Annotated in this window: 22 protein-coding genes; 11 read left to right on the top strand and 11 right to left on the bottom strand. The window is 64.7% G+C overall.

Features of this window, described 5'->3' with window-relative positions; genetic code table 11:
- Nucleotides 1-33 precede the first annotated feature (33 nt).
- Complete coding sequence (locus tag QU595_RS01255) at nt 34-525, top strand: universal stress protein (RefSeq protein WP_315918426.1); 492 nt, start codon at nt 34-36, stop codon at nt 523-525.
- A gap of 132 nt (nt 526-657) precedes the next feature.
- Nucleotides 658-1,227 carry a NifU family protein gene (locus QU595_RS01250; protein WP_315918425.1) on the top strand — a complete coding sequence of 190 codons (570 nt, stop codon included), beginning with the start codon at nt 658-660 and terminating at the stop codon, nt 1,225-1,227.
- 108 nt (nt 1,228-1,335) lie between these two features.
- Here the strand turns inward: QU595_RS01250 and QU595_RS01245 are convergent, their stop codons facing one another.
- Nucleotides 1,336-1,950 carry a L,D-transpeptidase gene (locus tag QU595_RS01245; protein WP_315918423.1) on the bottom strand — a complete coding sequence of 205 codons (615 nt, stop codon included), beginning with the start codon at nt 1,948-1,950 and terminating at the stop codon, nt 1,336-1,338.
- A 246-nt stretch (nt 1,951-2,196) separates the two neighbouring features.
- On the opposite strand from QU595_RS01245, the gene cueR reads away from it, so the two are divergent.
- Entirely contained in the window at nt 2,197-2,595 is a 399-nt protein-coding gene (gene cueR / locus QU595_RS01240; protein ID WP_315918421.1) for a Cu(I)-responsive transcriptional regulator, read from the top strand.
- Between the two features lie 105 nt (nt 2,596-2,700).
- Here the strand turns inward: cueR and QU595_RS01235 are convergent, their stop codons facing one another.
- From QU595_RS01235 to hslV, 6 genes are all read right to left on the bottom strand, one after another.
- Nucleotides 2,701-2,919 (bottom strand): DUF3329 domain-containing protein, encoded by a 219-nt coding sequence (locus QU595_RS01235; protein WP_315918420.1) that lies wholly within the window; start codon nt 2,917-2,919, stop codon nt 2,701-2,703.
- A 1-nt stretch (nt 2,920) separates the two neighbouring features.
- The gene (locus tag QU595_RS01230; RefSeq protein ID WP_315918419.1) at nt 2,921-3,880 is read right to left on the bottom strand and encodes a DUF1402 family protein; all 960 of its coding nucleotides are present in this window, start codon (nt 3,878-3,880) and stop codon (nt 2,921-2,923) included.
- Nucleotides 3,881-4,031: 151 nt separating this feature from the next.
- A complete protein-coding gene (hslU, locus tag QU595_RS01225; RefSeq protein ID WP_315918418.1) occupies nt 4,032-5,342 on the bottom strand; it encodes an ATP-dependent protease ATPase subunit HslU in 1,311 nt (436 codons plus the stop codon).
- Between the two features lie 15 nt (nt 5,343-5,357).
- The gene (locus tag QU595_RS01220) at nt 5,358-5,966 is read right to left on the bottom strand and encodes a DUF2585 domain-containing protein (RefSeq protein WP_315918416.1); all 609 of its coding nucleotides are present in this window, start codon (nt 5,964-5,966) and stop codon (nt 5,358-5,360) included.
- Complete coding sequence (locus QU595_RS01215) at nt 5,963-6,478, bottom strand: GNAT family N-acetyltransferase (RefSeq protein ID WP_315918415.1); 516 nt, start codon at nt 6,476-6,478, stop codon at nt 5,963-5,965. The genes QU595_RS01220 and QU595_RS01215 overlap by 4 nt, the downstream gene beginning before the upstream one ends.
- Nucleotides 6,465-7,019, bottom strand: a complete 555-nt coding sequence (gene hslV / locus QU595_RS01210) for an ATP-dependent protease subunit HslV (protein WP_315918413.1) — start codon at nt 7,017-7,019, stop codon at nt 6,465-6,467. The genes QU595_RS01215 and hslV overlap by 14 nt, the downstream gene beginning before the upstream one ends.
- A gap of 191 nt (nt 7,020-7,210) precedes the next feature.
- On the opposite strand from hslV, the gene hisB reads away from it, so the two are divergent.
- The 8 genes from hisB to coaA all read left to right on the top strand — a co-directional run bounded on the left by hisB (nt 7,211) and on the right by coaA (nt 12,228).
- A complete protein-coding gene (gene hisB, locus QU595_RS01205) occupies nt 7,211-7,810 on the top strand; it encodes an imidazoleglycerol-phosphate dehydratase HisB (RefSeq protein ID WP_315918412.1) in 600 nt (199 codons plus the stop codon).
- A 2-nt stretch (nt 7,811-7,812) separates the two neighbouring features.
- Nucleotides 7,813-8,295 carry a DUF2628 domain-containing protein gene (locus QU595_RS01200; RefSeq protein WP_315918410.1) on the top strand — a complete coding sequence of 161 codons (483 nt, stop codon included), beginning with the start codon at nt 7,813-7,815 and terminating at the stop codon, nt 8,293-8,295.
- A gap of 1 nt (nt 8,296) precedes the next feature.
- Entirely contained in the window at nt 8,297-8,947 is a 651-nt protein-coding gene (gene hisH, locus QU595_RS01195; RefSeq protein WP_315918409.1) for an imidazole glycerol phosphate synthase subunit HisH, read from the top strand.
- Nucleotides 8,948-8,957: 10 nt separating this feature from the next.
- Nucleotides 8,958-9,248 carry a DUF1330 domain-containing protein gene (locus QU595_RS01190; protein ID WP_315918408.1) on the top strand — a complete coding sequence of 97 codons (291 nt, stop codon included), beginning with the start codon at nt 8,958-8,960 and terminating at the stop codon, nt 9,246-9,248.
- 5 nt (nt 9,249-9,253) lie between these two features.
- The gene (hisA, locus tag QU595_RS01185; protein WP_315918406.1) at nt 9,254-10,015 is read left to right on the top strand and encodes a 1-(5-phosphoribosyl)-5-[(5-phosphoribosylamino)methylideneamino]imidazole-4-carboxamide isomerase; all 762 of its coding nucleotides are present in this window, start codon (nt 9,254-9,256) and stop codon (nt 10,013-10,015) included.
- 94 nt (nt 10,016-10,109) lie between these two features.
- Entirely contained in the window at nt 10,110-10,904 is a 795-nt protein-coding gene (gene hisF / locus QU595_RS01180; protein WP_315918404.1) for an imidazole glycerol phosphate synthase subunit HisF, read from the top strand.
- Nucleotides 10,905-10,914: 10 nt separating this feature from the next.
- Nucleotides 10,915-11,241 carry a phosphoribosyl-ATP diphosphatase gene (locus QU595_RS01175; protein ID WP_315918402.1) on the top strand — a complete coding sequence of 109 codons (327 nt, stop codon included), beginning with the start codon at nt 10,915-10,917 and terminating at the stop codon, nt 11,239-11,241.
- A 27-nt stretch (nt 11,242-11,268) separates the two neighbouring features.
- The gene (gene coaA / locus QU595_RS01170) at nt 11,269-12,228 is read left to right on the top strand and encodes a type I pantothenate kinase (protein WP_315918400.1); all 960 of its coding nucleotides are present in this window, start codon (nt 11,269-11,271) and stop codon (nt 12,226-12,228) included.
- A gap of 7 nt (nt 12,229-12,235) precedes the next feature.
- Here coaA and QU595_RS01165 read toward each other — a convergent pair whose 3' ends face one another.
- The 4 genes from QU595_RS01165 to QU595_RS01150 form a co-directional block, all read right to left on the bottom strand.
- Nucleotides 12,236-12,850 carry an alpha-ketoglutarate-dependent dioxygenase AlkB gene (locus tag QU595_RS01165; protein ID WP_315918399.1) on the bottom strand — a complete coding sequence of 205 codons (615 nt, stop codon included), beginning with the start codon at nt 12,848-12,850 and terminating at the stop codon, nt 12,236-12,238.
- Between the two features lie 130 nt (nt 12,851-12,980).
- Nucleotides 12,981-13,442: a peptidoglycan-binding protein LysM gene (gene lysM / locus QU595_RS01160; protein ID WP_315918397.1), complete on the bottom strand. Its 462-nt coding sequence runs from the start codon at nt 13,440-13,442 to the stop codon at nt 12,981-12,983.
- Nucleotides 13,443-13,523: 81 nt separating this feature from the next.
- The gene (gene arfB / locus QU595_RS01155; protein WP_315918396.1) at nt 13,524-13,958 is read right to left on the bottom strand and encodes an alternative ribosome rescue aminoacyl-tRNA hydrolase ArfB; all 435 of its coding nucleotides are present in this window, start codon (nt 13,956-13,958) and stop codon (nt 13,524-13,526) included.
- 77 nt (nt 13,959-14,035) lie between these two features.
- Complete coding sequence (locus QU595_RS01150) at nt 14,036-15,646, bottom strand: phosphoenolpyruvate carboxykinase (RefSeq protein ID WP_315918394.1); 1,611 nt, start codon at nt 15,644-15,646, stop codon at nt 14,036-14,038.
- Nucleotides 15,647-15,841: the final 195 nt, after the last annotated feature.

Raw genomic sequence — 15,841 nt, 5'->3', positions numbered from 1 at the left:
GCAGATTGCGGGCGAAACACGGACAGGGCAGACATGGTCTCCAAACGTCTCAGTCGCGAAGCGGGCCACCGCCGCAAATTCCTGACGATCATCGACGACACGCCCGAATGCGAGCGCGCCGTCGCCTATGCGGCCAAGCGGGCGCAGAACACCAGCGGCACGCTGGTGCTGCTCTACGTCATCGAGCCGGACGACTTCCAGCATTGGCTGGGCGTCGAGAAGATCATGCGCGAGGAGGCCAGCGCCGCCGCCCATGCGGCACTGGACGCCTACGCCACCAAGGTGCGCCAGAAGGTGGGCATCGAGCCGGAACTGGTGGTGCGGGAAGGCAAGCCGACCGAGGAAATCCACAAGCTGATCGAGGACGACCAGGACATCGCCATCCTGGTGCTGGCCGCCGGCGCCGGCAAGGAGGGCCCCGGCCCGCTGGTCGCCTCCATCGCGGGCAAGGGCGCGGTGTTCCCGATCCCGGTGACGGTGGTGCCGCAGCACCTTTCCGACGAAGAGATCGACAGCCTGGCCTGACGCCCGGCGCGGCATGGTCGACGGACAAGGCTATGATGCAGGACTCGCCCTCGGCTTTCGCTTGAATATAACGGCGATCGAGCCTAATTAGAACTATTCCAAACTGATGCCTTGAGCGAGCGGAGACCGGACATGTTCATCCAGACGGAAGCGACCCCCAATCCGGCGACGCTCAAATTCCTGCCCGGCAAGGAAGTGCTGGTCGAGGGCACCGCCGATTTCCGCGACGCCGACAGCGCCCGCGCCGCCTCGCCGCTTGCCGGCCGGCTGTTCGACGTGCCGGGCGTGACCGGCGTGTTCTTCGGCTACGATTTCATCACCGTCAGCAAGGACGGCCCCGACTGGCAGCACCTCAAGCCGGCGATACTCGGCGCCATCATGGAGCATTTTATGTCCGGCCAGCCGGTGATGACCCGGAGCGGGCCGGTCGCCGACAGCGCAAGCGGCGAGGAATTCTACGACAAGGCCGACGAGGAAATCGTCTCGACCATCAAGGAACTGCTCGACACGCGCGTGCGCCCGGCCGTGGCGCAGGACGGCGGCGACATCACCTTCCGCGGCTACGAGAACGGCACCGTCTTCCTGCATATGAAGGGCGCCTGCGCCGGCTGCCCGTCGTCCACGGCGACGCTGAAGCACGGCATCCAGAACCTGCTCAAGCATTTCGTGCCGGAGGTCCTGCAGGTCGAGCAGGTCTCCTGATCTTCCGCTTCACGGCGCGGCACAGAAACAAAAAACCGGGCCTTTGCGCCCGGTTTTCTGTGTGTGGACGTCCTATTGTTGCCTGGGACGGTCCTCATGCAAACGCATTCACATCACGATGACCTTCGAACCGACCTCGGCGCGGTTGTAGAGATCGATGATGTCCTGGTTCATCAGCCGGATGCAGCCCGACGACATGGCGTGGCCGATCGAGGCCCATTCGGGGCTGCCGTGCAGGCGGTAACCGGAATCGCCGCCCTTGTTGAACAGATAGAGCGCGCGCGCGCCGAGCGGGTTCATGAGGCCGGGCGGCATCCCGTTCGCCCATTTCGCCAGTTCCGGCTGACGCTTGATCATCTGCCCGGGCGGCGTCCAGGTCGGCCATTCGCGCTTCAGGGCTACGCGGGCGGTACCGTGCCATTCGAAGCCTTCGCGGCCGACGCCGATGCCGTAGCGCATGGCCTCGCCGTCGGGCATCACGTAATAGAGGAACTTGTTCGTCGTATCGACGATGATCGTGCCGGGCTTCTCCTTGGTGTCGTAGCGGACGATCTGGCGATGGTATTTGGTCGGAACCTTGGAGATCGGGATGCGGGGAAGCTGGTAGCCGGCATCCGCCACTGGACCGTAGTCGTCGGAGAAAATGCGCATCTGGCCGATGGTGCTGCACCCGGCCAACGCAACCGCCATCGCGGCGCCGATGATGATCGATCTGACGCGCATGAAAACCCCGTCCCCCGGCTGTGATAGAGTGGTGCTGGTTGCGCGACTCATGCGAGACGCAACGTTCGGCGGTATTCATGGTGGCATTTGTTTTGGTTGCCAAGCACGCGATGCCTATATGAGGCCGAGCGCACAGCGGTAAACCGCCAACTATGGCATTTCCGCAACAGGCGTCACAAGATTGTGAAGTAAAATCAACGATGCGGTTTTCCGTGACTGGTCGCTTAATCGCCGAAAGGTTGCATCATGAATGTCGGTGACGCCGCCCGCAGCTCCGGGCTCCCCGCCAAGACGATCCGCTACTACGAGGAAATCGGGCTGATCAGCCCGCTGCGGTGCGCCAACGGCTACCGCGACTATTCCACGGACGATATCCATCGCCTGACTTTCCTCAGGCGCGCGCGGGGCCTAGGCTTCTCCATCGACGATTGCCGGCAATTGATGGCGCTCTACCAGGACGGCGACCGCGCCAGCCAGGACGTGCGCGCCATCGCTTCGGCGCATGTCGAGGCGATAGAGGAGAAGGTGCGCGAATTGCAGGAGATGCGCGCCACGCTGCAGAAGCTCATCAAGGCCTGTCAGGGCGACGAGCGGCCGCATTGCCCGATCCTGGAAGGGATCGCGGGCGGAGAAGCCCTGAACTGACCGGCTAGAACATGCCGTCCGAAAGCGGGAACCGTTTCGGGACGACGACATGCCTGAGACAAGAACGTCAGGCGCGCCGGCTGAACCCGACCGCTCGCGACCGTTTCAGGACCGATCGGCCGTGTCGCCGCCGGGATCGTCTGGCTTTTCCGACCCGTAGAGGTAGAGATATTGCCAGGCGCCATAGCCGCCCATGGCCAGCGCGATCATGCCCCACATGGGCGAGCCGCCGAGGAATTCCAGCCCCGCCCAGACGAAGCAGACCGCAACCAGCGCGACGCGCCGCCAGAGCGGCCGCAGGAAAGGATGGTCGCGGTCCCGCATCTCAGAACAGCGCCTTCAACTCGGCCAGCTTGTCGTTCACCAGCCAACCGTAATAATTTTCTTCCGGCAGCCTGACGGGTTCGCCGGCGGCCTTGCGGCGATCGTTCTCACGCTTCAGCGCCCAGGCCCGTGTCTCGGGATCGCCGACATTGTAGAGCGTGGCGGTGATGCCGGGGTTCTGCGAAATGTCGAAGCCGGCAATGCTGCGGTAGGCGTCGATGGACTTCCTGATCGTGGCGGCCACATAAGGCAGGGTCAGGTCCGGATCCATGATGGTCTTGTAGACCGTATTGGGATCGGAGACGTCGAGCTTCGGAAGGCCCGAGACCCGGTGCACCATGTCGCCCATCTGCAGGGCCGTGAGCGGGTTGAGCTGGCCGAGCCCGAAGGTCTGGCCTGCATAATAGGGCTGGAAGAAGGTCGCGCCGAAGCGATTGTCCGGGAACTTTTTACCGCCGACCGTCCTGCCGCGGAAATCATGGTTCCAGACGCGTTCGCGGCATTCCCACAACTCGTAGCTGTCGGTCTTGCCGGCGCAACCGGCGAATTGCGGCCGCCGGACGAAATCCGACACGTCCTCGCCGTCATAGGCAAAGCTCAGCCGGCTGGTCAGATAGGCCATCGCCTTGACGTAATAGGTCTGCAGGCGGTCGTAGGCGTCCACATTGTAGGTATGCTCGCCAACGATGGCGCCGACCATGTGCATGGGATCGATGCCATAGGCCGCCGCCACCTGCCTTATCTTCGCGCGCAGGGCCGGATCGTTCTGGAACAGCGCGTAGACCTTGCGGTACTTGGCCTGGAAGGTGGTGCTGGTCGCCTGCGTGCGCCGGGTCGACGCGCCCGGTATCGAGGGCTGCTCCGCGTTGCGGTTGCCCGGCGGCACCAGGGTCGCCGCGCCCGCGGGCAGCGAAACCGCCGCCAGCACCAGTCCGAGAATCGCCAGGATAAGTCTTTTCATGCACCGCTCATGTACAGCCGCGGCGCAAACTAGGTAAAGGCCCGGAGCAAGTCGAGAGGCTTGTGGCGAAGCTCGCCGAATGCCGGGCCGATGCTTCCATTCGGCCACACTTGCGGGAATGAAAGCGCCGGGCTTTCGCCCGGCGCCGCCATTACAGGATGAAGCGCGACAGGTCCGTGTTCTTCGACAGGTCGCCGACATGCTTCTGCACATAGTCGGCGTCGATGGCGATGGTGGTTCCGTTGCGGTCGGCCGCCTCGAAGGAGATCTCGTCCAGCACCCGCTCCATCACCGTCTGCAGGCGCCGCGCGCCGATGTTCTCGACGGCGTCGTTGAGTTCCACGGCGATGCCGGCCAGCGAATCGATGGCGTCGTCGGTGAACTCCAGCGTGACGCCCTCGGTCGCCATCAGGGCGATATACTGCTTGATGAGGCTGGCCTCGGTTTCGGTCAGGATGCGCACGAAATCCTCCTTCTCCAGCGCCCGCAGCTCGACGCGGATCGGCAGGCGGCCTTGAAGCTCCGGCAAGAGGTCCGACGGCTTCGAGACGTGGAAGGCGCCCGAGGCGATGAACAGGATATGGTCGGTCTTCACCGGCCCGTATTTCGTCGCCACGGTCGTGCCTTCCACGAGCGGCAGCAGGTCGCGCTGCACGCCCTCTCGGGAGGGACCGCCGGAAATGTCGGAACGCGCGGCGATCTTGTCGATCTCGTCGAGGAAGACGATGCCGTCGTCGGCCGCTGATTCCAGGGCGCGGCGGACCACCTCGTCCTGGTCGAGCAGCTTGTCGGATTCGTCCGCGATCAGCAGGTCGTAGGAGTCCTTCACGGTGGTCTTGCGCGTCTTGGTGCGTTGGCCGCCCATGGCCTTCGACAGCATGTCGTTGATGTTCATGACGCCGATATTCGCCCCGGGCATGCCGGGAATCTCGAAGCCGGGCATGCCGCCGGTGCCGGTGTCGGCCACCTCGACCTCGATCTCCTTGTCGTCCAGCTCGCCGTCGCGCAGCTTCTTGCGGAAGGAATCGCGGGTCGCCGGCGAAGCGGTCTTGCCGACCAGGGCCTCCAGCACGCGCTCCTCGGCGTTGAGATGAGCGCGGGCCTTGACGTCCTCGCGCATCTTCTCGCGCTGCAGCACGATGGCCACCTCGACCAGATCGCGCACGATCTGCTCGACGTCGCGGCCGACATAGCCGACCTCGGTGAACTTGGTCGCCTCGACCTTGACGAAGGGCGCGCCGGCGAGCTTGGCCAGGCGGCGGGAAATCTCGGTCTTGCCGACGCCGGTGGGACCGATCATCAGGATGTTCTTCGGCATCACCTCCTCGCGCATCTGGCCTTCGAGCTGCTGGCGCCGCCAGCGGTTGCGCAGGGCGATGGCCACGGCGCGCTTTGCGTCCTTCTGGCCGATGATGAAACGGTCGAGTTCGGAAACGATCTCTCGGGGGGAAAAATTGCTCATGTCACCAAAATCCAGTTACTGAATTGCGCTTTGCCATTGCTTGATCGACTCGAACGGATGCAGCAGCATGATCACGTTGAGCGTCAGATTGTCCCGGATGACGTAGCCGGTGCCGATTTCGAAGAAGACGGCCAGCGCTACGACCAACCATATAGGAAGCGTCCTCGCCATCACAAAGCCCAGCACCATCGCCAGCGTGTCGGATACCGAGTTGATGATGGAGTCGCCGTAATAGTCGAGCGAGATGGTGCCGGCCCGGTAGCGCTCGATGATGATCGGGCTGTTCTCGAGTATTTCCCAGCCGCCCTCGATCAGCATGGCGAAGACCAGCCGGAACCAGATCGACTGCCGCGGAAAGAGCCAGCGCGCCAGCGCGTAGAACAGGAAGCCGTGGATGATGTGCGAGGGCGTGTACCAGTCGGAGATGTGCTGGGAATTCTCCGAACTCTGCACCACGCCGTGCCACAGCTTGACGTAGCCGCAGGTGCAGATCAGCGGATGGCCTTCCAGATAAAGCGCCAGCGCCTGCACGCCGATCAGCGCGGCCGCGATCAGCAGCCCGACGGGCCATGTCAGGGTCCATCCCGCCGCTTCCCGTCCCTTGTCTTCAGCCGAAACCGTCATGCATCCTCCCCGGCGTCGATCGCCATCAGCACCACCTCGCCATATTGCGAGCTGCGCCGATCGATCTCACGGAATCCGGCCTTTTCGTAGGCACGAATCGCCCGGCCGTTGCCGGGATGCGGATCGACGACGACGCGCGGCGCGCCTTCGGCGAAGAGCAGGTCGACGAACTGCCTGACGATCACCGGCCCGTGGCCGATGCCGACCAGTTCCGGCACGCCGACGGACAGGTCCAGGCCCAGCGTGCCGAAGGGCTGGTCCGCATAGGGATGATCGTCCTCCATATGCGGGTCGTAGCTTTGCAAGTACGCGATCGGCCTGCCGTCCAGTTCCACGATCAGCGGTTCAACCTCGACACTGTCGATGTGGTCGCGGATGGCCGCGATCTCGGTTTCGGGATCGTCCCACCAGGGCGCGACATGCGGCTCGGCCAGCCAGCCGGCAATCATCGGCAGATCTGCCTCGGTCACCGGGCGGAAGCCGTATTCCGGCTCCCGGTCACGCGGCGGCATCGATGGTTTCGACAACGAAATTATGGTTGGTGTAGACGCAGATGTCGGCGGCGATCTCCATCGCCTTGCGGGCGATCTCCTCGGCGTCCTTGTCCGTGTCCATCAGCGCCCGCGCGGCGGCCAGCGCATAATTGCCGCCCGAGCCGATGGCCATGACGCCATGCTCCGGTTCCAGCACGTCGCCGGTGCCGGTCAAAGCCAGCGAAACGTTCTTGTCGGCCACCAGCATCATGGCCTCGAGCCGGCGCAGATAGCGGTCGGTGCGCCAATCCTTGGCCAGCTCAACGCAGGCCCGCGTCAGCTGATCGGGATATTGCTCGAGCTTGGATTCCAGCCGCTCCAGCAGGGTGAAGGCGTCGGCCGTCGCGCCCGCGAAACCGGCTATGACGCTGCCGCCCTTGCCGATGCGCCGCACCTTCCTGGCGTTGCCCTTCATGATGGTCTGGCCAAGGCTGACCTGGCCGTCGCCGGCGATGACCACCTTGCCGCCCTTGCGCACGGTCACGATGGTCGTGGCGTGCATGGTCAAATCATTGGACATATATTGCTCCGATGTCGCGCCGTCCCCGTCAGGCAATCGGCGCTTTACGAGTGATGTTGCAGCCATATGTATGCCGCTGCGGCGCGATTGCAAACGGGCGCATCGCAACTGGCGTTCACCCCGCCATGCTGCTAGAAGGCTCTCGTTTTTCCAAGGGGCGCAAGCGCCCCGGCAGCGACAGGGAAGAGGCGATGGCCGGACGTTCCGCCGAGGTGAGCCGCAAGACGAAGGAAACCGACATTTCGGTTTCGCTCGACGTCGACGGCACCGGCAAATCGGACATTTCCACCGGCGTCGGTTTCTTCGACCATATGCTCGACCAGCTCTCGCGCCACTCGCTCATCGACATGAAGGTGCGGGCGAAGGGCGACCTGCATATCGACGACCACCATACGGTCGAGGACACCGGCATCGTGCTCGGGCAGGCGCTGGCCAAGGCGTTGGGCGAACGGCGCGGCATCATGCGCTACGCTTCCATCGACCTGGCCATGGACGAGACGCTGACGCGCGCCGCGCTCGACGTGTCCGGCCGGCCGTTCCTCGTCTGGAACGTCGCCTTCTCCGCGCCGAAGATCGGCAGCTTCGACACCGAACTGGTGCGCGAATTCTTCCAGGCCTTGTCGCAACATGCCGGCATAACGCTGCATGTGACGAACCACTACGGCGCCAACAACCACCATATCGCCGAAACCTGCTTCAAGGCGGTGGCGCGCGCGCTGCGCGCGGCGCTGGAAAGCGATCCGCGCCAGCCGGACGCGGTGCCCTCCACCAAGGGATCGCTGAAGGGATAGCGATGGCCAGCTATGTCGTCATGGAGCCGCCGGCGGACGGCCTCGGCGCAATGCCGGAACAGACGAGGCTGATCCGCGACGGGTTTTCGTGGCTCGCCTTCCTCGTCTCGCCGCTATGGCTGCTGTGGCACCGGCTATGGTTCGCCGCCCTGGTCGCTTTCATCGCGATGGGCGTGCTTACCGCTGTCGGGGAAAGACCCGGTTTCGAACTCGCCGGAGCGGTGCTGACGCTGCTCGTCGGGCTCTATTTCGGCCTGGAAGGCCAGGGCCTCAGGATCGCGAAGCTGCGCCGTTCCGGCTGGACCGAACAGGGCGTGATCGAGGCGGCCGACCTGCCGGATGCCGAAACGCGCTATGCCTGCGGGCTCGGTCCCGCCGAGGCACCGGCGGAGGAGCGGCACGCCATCGTGCCCGCTCCCGATCGCGCGCGCCCGGTGCAGACCGGCATGGCGCTTGGACTTTCACACCATCCCGGACGAGCCTGACATGCGCGTTGCCATTATCGACTACGGCTCGGGCAACCTGCGCTCGGCCACGAAAGCCTTCGAGCGCGCCGCGCGCGAGGCAGGCATCGCGGCCGAGATCGAACTGACGGCGGACGCGGAACGCGTGCGCGGCGCAGACCGCATCGTTTTGCCCGGCGTCGGCGCCTATGCCGACTGCGCCGCCGGCCTGCGCGCCGTCGAGGGCATGTGGGAGGCGCTGGAGGAAACGGCCATCGCCAAGGCGCGGCCTTTCCTCGGCATCTGCGTCGGCATGCAGCTCATGTCCGAGCGCGGGCTGGAAAAGACGGTGACGAAAGGGCTCGGCTGGATCGCCGGCGACGTGGCGGAAATTCAGCCCGCCGATCCCGCTTTGAAGATCCCGCAGATCGGCTGGAACACCATCGAAGTGAAGCAGCAGCATCCACTGTTCGCCGGCATACCGACCGGACCGGACGGGCTGCATGCCTATTTCGTGCATTCCTACCAGCTCAGGGCTGCGAGGCCCGAACAGGTCCTGGCCGTGACCGACTATGGCGGACCGGTGACGGCGGCGGTCGGCCGCGACAATCTCGCCGGCATGCAGTTCCATCCCGAGAAGAGCCAGGCGCTGGGGCTGGCCCTGATCGCCAATTTCCTGCGCTGGAAACCCTGAGGAGGACGCCATGAGCAAGAAGGGCTACTGGATGGCGATGGTCGATGTCCGCGACCAGGACGTCTACCGGAAATATATCGAGGCCAATGGCGCGGCCTTCTCCAAATATGGCGCGAAGTTCCTGGTGCGCGCGGGCCAGTACGAGAATCCGGAAGGACCGACCGGCAATCGTCATGTCGTCATCGAATTCCCTTCCTTCGAGATCGCGCTGGCCTGCTACAATTCGCCGGAATACCAGGAAGCGCTGAAGCACAGGCTGGCCGGCTCGGTCGGCAAGGTCGTGATCGTGGAAGGTGCGTGAAGGCCATGATCCTTTTTCCCGCCATCGACCTCAAGGACGGCAAATGCGTGCGCCTGAAGCTCGGCGACATGGCCACGGCCACCGTCTACAACGAAGATCCCGCCGCGCAGGCCCGTGCCTTCGAGGAACAGGGCTTCGAATGGCTGCACGTCGTTGACCTCAACGGCGCGTTCAAGGGCCAGAGCGTCAACAGCGCAGCCGTCGGCGCGATCCTGAAGGCGACGAAGAACCCGGTCCAGCTCGGCGGCGGCATCCGCACCCTGCCGCAGATCGAAGACTGGCTGGCGCGCGGCCTGGCCCGCGTCATCCTCGGCACCGTGGCCGTGCGCGATCCGGAACTGGTGAAGGAAGCCTGCCGGCTCTTTCCGGGCAAGGTCGCCGTCGGCATCGACGCCAAGGGCGGCAAGGTGGCGGTCGAGGGCTGGGCGGAAGCCTCGGAACTCGGCGTGATCGAACTGGCCAAGAAATTCGAGGGCGCGGGCGTCGCGGCCATCATCTACACCGATATCGATCGCGACGGCGTGCTGACCGGCATCAACTGGGAATCGACCATCGAACTGGCGGAAGCCGTCTCCATTCCCGTCATCGCCTCGGGCGGGCTGGCTTCCATCGCCGATATCGTGCGCATGACCATGCCGGACGCGAAGAAGCTCGAAGGCGCTATCTCGGGCCGCGCGCTCTATGACGGGCGCATCGACCCGGCCGAGGCGCTGGCGATCCTGCGCGGCGAAAAGCCCGGGCCGGGACTGTTCGAGGAACGCGCATGACCCTGAAGGCCCGCGTCATTCCCTGCCTCGACGTGAAGGACGACCCGCAGCCGCGCAGCGGCGAGGACGTGCAAACGAATATGGAGGCCGTCCTTTGACCCTGAAGGCCCGTGTCATACCCTGTCTGGACGTGAAGGACGGCCGCGTCGTCAAGGGCGTCAATTTCGTCGATCTGGTCGATGCGGGCGATCCGGTCGAAGCGGCCCGCGCCTATGACGCGGCAGGCGCCGACGAGCTTTGCTTCCTCGACATCACCGCCTCCTCCGACAACCGCGAAACCATCTTCGACGTCGTGGCGCGCACCGCCGAGCAATGCTTCATGCCGCTGACGGTGGGCGGCGGCGTGCGGCAGGTCGCCGATATCCGCAAGCTGCTGCTGGCCGGCGCGGACAAGGTTTCGATCAACACGGCGGCGGTGAAGAACCCCACTTTCGTCGCCGAAGCCGCCGACAAATTCGGCAACCAGTGCATCGTGGTGGCCATCGACGCCAAGAAGGTCTCGGGCGAAGGCGAGGCGGACCGCTGGGAGATCTTCACCCATGGCGGCCGCGAGAAGACCGGCATCGACGCGGTGGAGTTCGCCCGCAAGGTGGTCGATCTGGGGGCCGGCGAGATCCTGCTCACCTCCATGGACCGCGACGGCACCAAGGCCGGCTATGATATCGCACTGACGCGCGCCGTGGCGGACGCCGTGCGCGCGCCCGTCATCGCCTCCGGCGGCGTCGGCAATCTCGACCATATGGTGGCGGGCATACGCGACGGCCACGCCACCGCGGTGCTCGCCGCCTCCATCTTCCATTTCGGCACCTATTCCGTCGCCGAGGCCAAGCGGCACATGGCGGAGGCCGGGCTGCCGATGCGACTCGACAGCGCGCCGCAACGACCTTAAACCGCGCATCATGAGCAGCTTTTCACTGTCCGACCTGGAGGCTATCGTCGCCGAGCGCGCCCGCTCCGGCGATCCGGACTCGTGGACGGCGAAACTGTTTGCGCGCGGCATCGACAAGGCGGCCCAGAAGCTGGGCGAAGAGGCGGTCGAAACCGTCATCGGCGCCGTGCGCGGCGACAGGCAGGCGCTGATTTCCGAGAGCGCCGATCTGCTCTATCATTGGCTGGTGGTTCTCGCCATTTCGGACGTGAAGCTTGCCGAGGTCCTGGACGAACTCGAACGCCGCACCGGGCAGTCGGGCATTGCCGAAAAGGCCTCGCGGCCGACGCCGGGCTGAGACCAACGGCGCAGGATAGGAAACTCGATGGACCAGTTCGCCGCCGCCGAGAAATACTCTCCCTACCTGTTCTTTTCAGCCAACGAATGGGCCAAGTTCCGCGCCGACACGCCGCTGACGCTGACCGAGGACGAGATCGACCGGCTGCGATCGCTGAACGACCCGGTGAACCTCGAGGAAGTCAAGCGCGTCTATCTTTCCATGTCGCGCCTGCTTTCCTCGCATGTGGAATCCAGCCAATTGCTGTTCAGGCAGCGCCAGGCCTTCTTCAACAAGGAAAGCGTGGTCAAGACGCCCTTCATCATCGGCGTCGCCGGCTCCGTCGCGGTCGGCAAATCGACCACGGCGCGCGTGCTGAAGGAACTGCTGGCGCGCTGGCCTTCGTCGCCGAAGGTCGATCTGGTGACGACCGACGGCTTCCTCCTCCCCAACGAGATCCTGCGCCGCGAGAACCTGATGGAGCGCAAGGGCTTCCCCGACAGCTATGACGTCGGCGCCCTGCTGCGCTTCCTTTCGGCGATCAAATCGGGCGAGCGCGACGTGCGCGCGCCACTCTATTCGCACCTGACCTACGACGTGATGCCGGGCCAGTTCACGACCATCGACCGGCCGGACATATTGATCTTCGAGGGCATCAACGTGCTCCAGCCGCGCACCCTGCCGGCCGACGGCAAGATCGTGCCTTTCCTGTCCGATTTCTTCGACTTCTCGATCTATATCGATGCGGACGAGACGCTCATCCATGACTGGTACGTCGCCCGCTTCATGCGGCTGCGCGAGACCGCGTTCCGCAATCCCGACTCCTTCTTCCACCGCTATTCGCAGCTTTCGGAAGGCGCCGCGCGCGCCATCGCCGAGGGGTTGTGGACCAACATCAACCTGAAGAACCTGCGCGAGAACATCCTGCCGACCCGTCCGCGCGCGGACCTCATCCTGCGCAAGGGCGCGAACCATCTGGTGGAAGAGGTGGCGCTGCGGAAATTGTAGGAACGGGTTACGGCTTCGTCACCCGCCGCATGGTGAGATTGATGCGGCCGCCGCTCTTCAGAAGCATCGAGGTATCCGGATAGATCCGGTCCACGCCGTGGAAGGCCAGCCGGCTCGCGCCACCCAGCACGACCACGTCCCCGCTTTGGAGGCGGAAGGACACCGCCTTGTCGGTTCGCCGCAGGCCGCCGACGCGGAACAGGCAATCGTCGCCAAGCGAGACGGAAACCACGGGAGCGGCGAAGTCGGCCTCGTCGCGATCCTGGTGCTGGCCCATCTTCGCCTCGGGCGAATAGAAATTGACGAGGCAGGCTTCCGGCGCAAGCGGATAGTCGGCCACCTCTTGCCAGATCCGCAGCAGCGCCGGCGGCATCGGCGGCCACGGCTCGCCCGTCGCCGGGTGCGTGGTCTGGTAGCGGTAGCCGCGTTCCTTGTCCGTGACCCAGCCGAGCGTGCCGCAATTGGTCATGCGCACGCTCATCTCCTTGCCGGTTCTGGGCATCGCCGGCACGTAGAGCGGCGCCGCCCGCACCACGGCGCGGATGTCTTCCAGAAGCGCCGCCTGCGCTTCGGCCGAGAGATAGCCGGGCATGTGACGAACGCCTTCCGGCAAGGCAAGCATGGTTCGATCTCCCGGGTTCACCGTCGCGGAACAGATGGCGCAGGCGAATATGGCTTTGCCATCACCGAAAAGGAACGGCGACCCGAAAGCCGCCGTTCCGCTGCACGCGTTTTTGCTGTGCTTCGCGAGATCAGGATGCGGAAATGTCCGGAATGCGCAGCACTTGGCCGGGATAGATCTTGTCCGGCGAGGTCAGCATGGGCTTGTTGGCCTCGAAAATGACGGTGTTCTTGACCCCCTGCCCCTTGCCGTACTGGGCCTCGGCGATCTTCCACAGATTGTCGCCCTTCTTGACGGTGTAGAATACCGGCTCCTTGGCGGCGGCCGCACCGCCGACCTTCAGTTCGTCGGCCTGCACCTTGGAGACGCCGAGCGTATTGCCGACCGCGATCACCGCCTTCTCGAAGATCGACTGGTCGTCGACCTTGCCCTTCAGGACAGCCGTATCGCCCTGGACCTCGACATGAACGTCGTCCGTTCCGAGCTTGTGGGAATCCAGCTCTTTCTTGAGACTGTCCGCGGATGGCGGCGCATCGTCGCCACCAATTCCCAGCTTCTTGCCGACGCCCTTGACGAAATCGAAAATGCCCATCTTGGTCTCCTTGTCTTTTACGCAAGGCCGAGATTGGCACCCACGGGTTGAAATTGGAAGCCGTGGGTTGAACCGTAGCCGCTAGTCGCTGTCGATCCGCCCGCGCAGCTTCTTCACCGTGGAGCGGCCGGCCTTCGCCTTGAGCCGGCGCTCGACCGCTCCCTTCGAAGGTTTCGTCTTCTTGCGCGGCGGAGGCGGCGGCTCGGCCGCCCTTGCAAGCAGGGCGATCAATCTGGAGCGCGCATCGGCACGGTTCTGCTCCTGCGTGCGGAAGCGCGCGGCCTCGATGACGATGACGCCGTCCTTGGTGGCGCGTTGGCCGGCGAACCTTATCAGCCGCTCGCGCACATAGTCCGACAGGCCCGGCGCGTTGCGGGCGTCGAAACGCAACTGGACCGCAGTCGCGACCTTGTTGACGTTCTGGCCGCCGGGGCCGGAAGAGCGGATGAAGCTTTCCTCCAGCTCGTCTTCGGTGACGACGGCACCGCCGATAGCAATGATCCTGTCCTGTGCCATGGCCACTCATGGCGCTGTGCGGACAAAAAGAAAAGGCCCGGCGGAACCGGGCCTCGTCGAAATCGAACGGCTGACCGCTATTCCGCCGCCTGCTGGATGTGCGGCGCGGCGCCCTTGACGGCGGCGTCGACATGCCTCTCGAACTTGCCGAAATTGTCGATGAACATGCCGACCAGCCTCGCGGCCTGGCGATCGTAAGCCGCCCCGTCCGCCCAGGTCGAGCGCGGATCGAGGATGGCGCCGTCCACGCCGGGGACGTCGACCGGCACTTCGAAGCCGAAATTGGCATCGGTGCGGAACTGCGCCGCGTTCAGCGAACCGTCGAGCGCGGCCGCCAGCAGGGCGCGCGTGGCCTTGATCGGCATACGCTTGCCCGTGCCATAGGCACCGCCGGTCCAGCCGGTGTTGACCAGCCAGCAGGTGACGCCGTGACGGGCGATCAGCTCGCGCAGCAGATTGCCGTATTCCGACGGATGCCGCGGCATGAAGGGGGCGCCGAAGCAGGTCGAGAAGGTGGCTTCCGGCTCGGTCACGCCGCGCTCCGTGCCGGCCACCTTGGCCGTGTAGCCCGACAGGAAATGATACATCGCCTGCGCCGGCGTCAGCCTGGCGATGGGCGGCATCACGCCGAAGGCGTCGGCCGTGAGCATGATGATGTTCTTCGGGTGGCCGGCCCGCCCGGTGGCGCTGGCGTTGGGGATGTAGTCGAGCGGATAGGCGCAACGCGTGTTTTCCGTGCGCGAGCCGTCGTCGAAATCCGGCACGCCGTTCTCGTCCAGCACCACGTTCTCCAGCACGGTGCCGAAACGGCGCGTGGTGGCGAAAATCTCCGGCTCGGCCTCGGCCGAAAGGCGAATGGTCTTGGCGTAGCAGCCGCCCTCGAAGTTGAAGACGCCGTGCGGCCCCCAGCCGTGCTCGTCGTCGCCGATCAGTGTGCGTGTCGGATCGGCCGAAAGCGTGGTCTTGCCGGTTCCCGACAGACCGAAGAAGATCGCCGTGTCGCCATCCGGTCCTTCGTTCGCCGAGCAGTGCATGGGCATGACGCCCTTGGCGGGCAGGATGTAGTTGAGGGCGGTGAAGACCGACTTCTTCATCTCGCCGGCATATTTCGTCCCGCCGATCAGCACGATCCTGCGCGTCAGGTCGACGGCGATCAGGGTCTCGCTGCGGCCGCCGTGGCGGGCGCTGTCGGCGCGGAACGACGGCAGGTCGATGATGGTCATCTCCGGCACGAAGCCTTCCAGCTCGCTCGCCTGCGGGCGGATCAGCAGGTTGCGGATGAAGAGCGAATGCCAGGCATATTCGGTTACGACGCGCGTCGGCAGGCTGAGCGAGCGGTCGGCGCCGCCGATCAGATCCTGCACGAACAGGTCCTTGCCTGCGGCATGGGCCAGGAAATCGGCATGGAGCGCGTCGAACTGCTCCCGCGTCATGGCGTTGTTGTTGTCCCACCAGACATGCGCTTCGGTGTCCGCGTCGCGCACGACGAACTTGTCCTTGGGCGACCGGCCGGTGAATTGGCCGGTGTCGGCGACCAGCGCGCCGTGCGCGGTCAGCCGGGCCTCGCCGCGGCGGATCGCCTCCTCCGTCAGCCGGGCCGCTCCAAGGTTGTAGTGCACTGTTCCGGTGGTCTTCAGTCCGATGGTATCGATCCCGCAAGCGGGATTGCGTTTGCCGAGTTCCGACATGAAACCTTGTTTTCCTTTCGCCTCAAATTGCCGCACACAGCCAGCGGATTGCCGGCCTTCTCTAAGGGGCGCTCTTGGTGAGAAGCAGAAAAGAAAAGCAATATCAAACGATTAATCGATTTAAAAAGTTTGAACGTTGTTTAAATCGTTTAGATGAAGGAGTTTCACACAGGCATCCAAAGGATCGATGCGGCG

The sequence above is a fragment of the Mesorhizobium sp. SP-1A genome, from assembly GCF_032460275.1.
In the GTDB taxonomy this organism is placed as follows: domain Bacteria; phylum Pseudomonadota; class Alphaproteobacteria; order Rhizobiales; family Rhizobiaceae; genus Mesorhizobium.
This window is presented reverse-complemented; position numbering and strand designations above follow the sequence as displayed.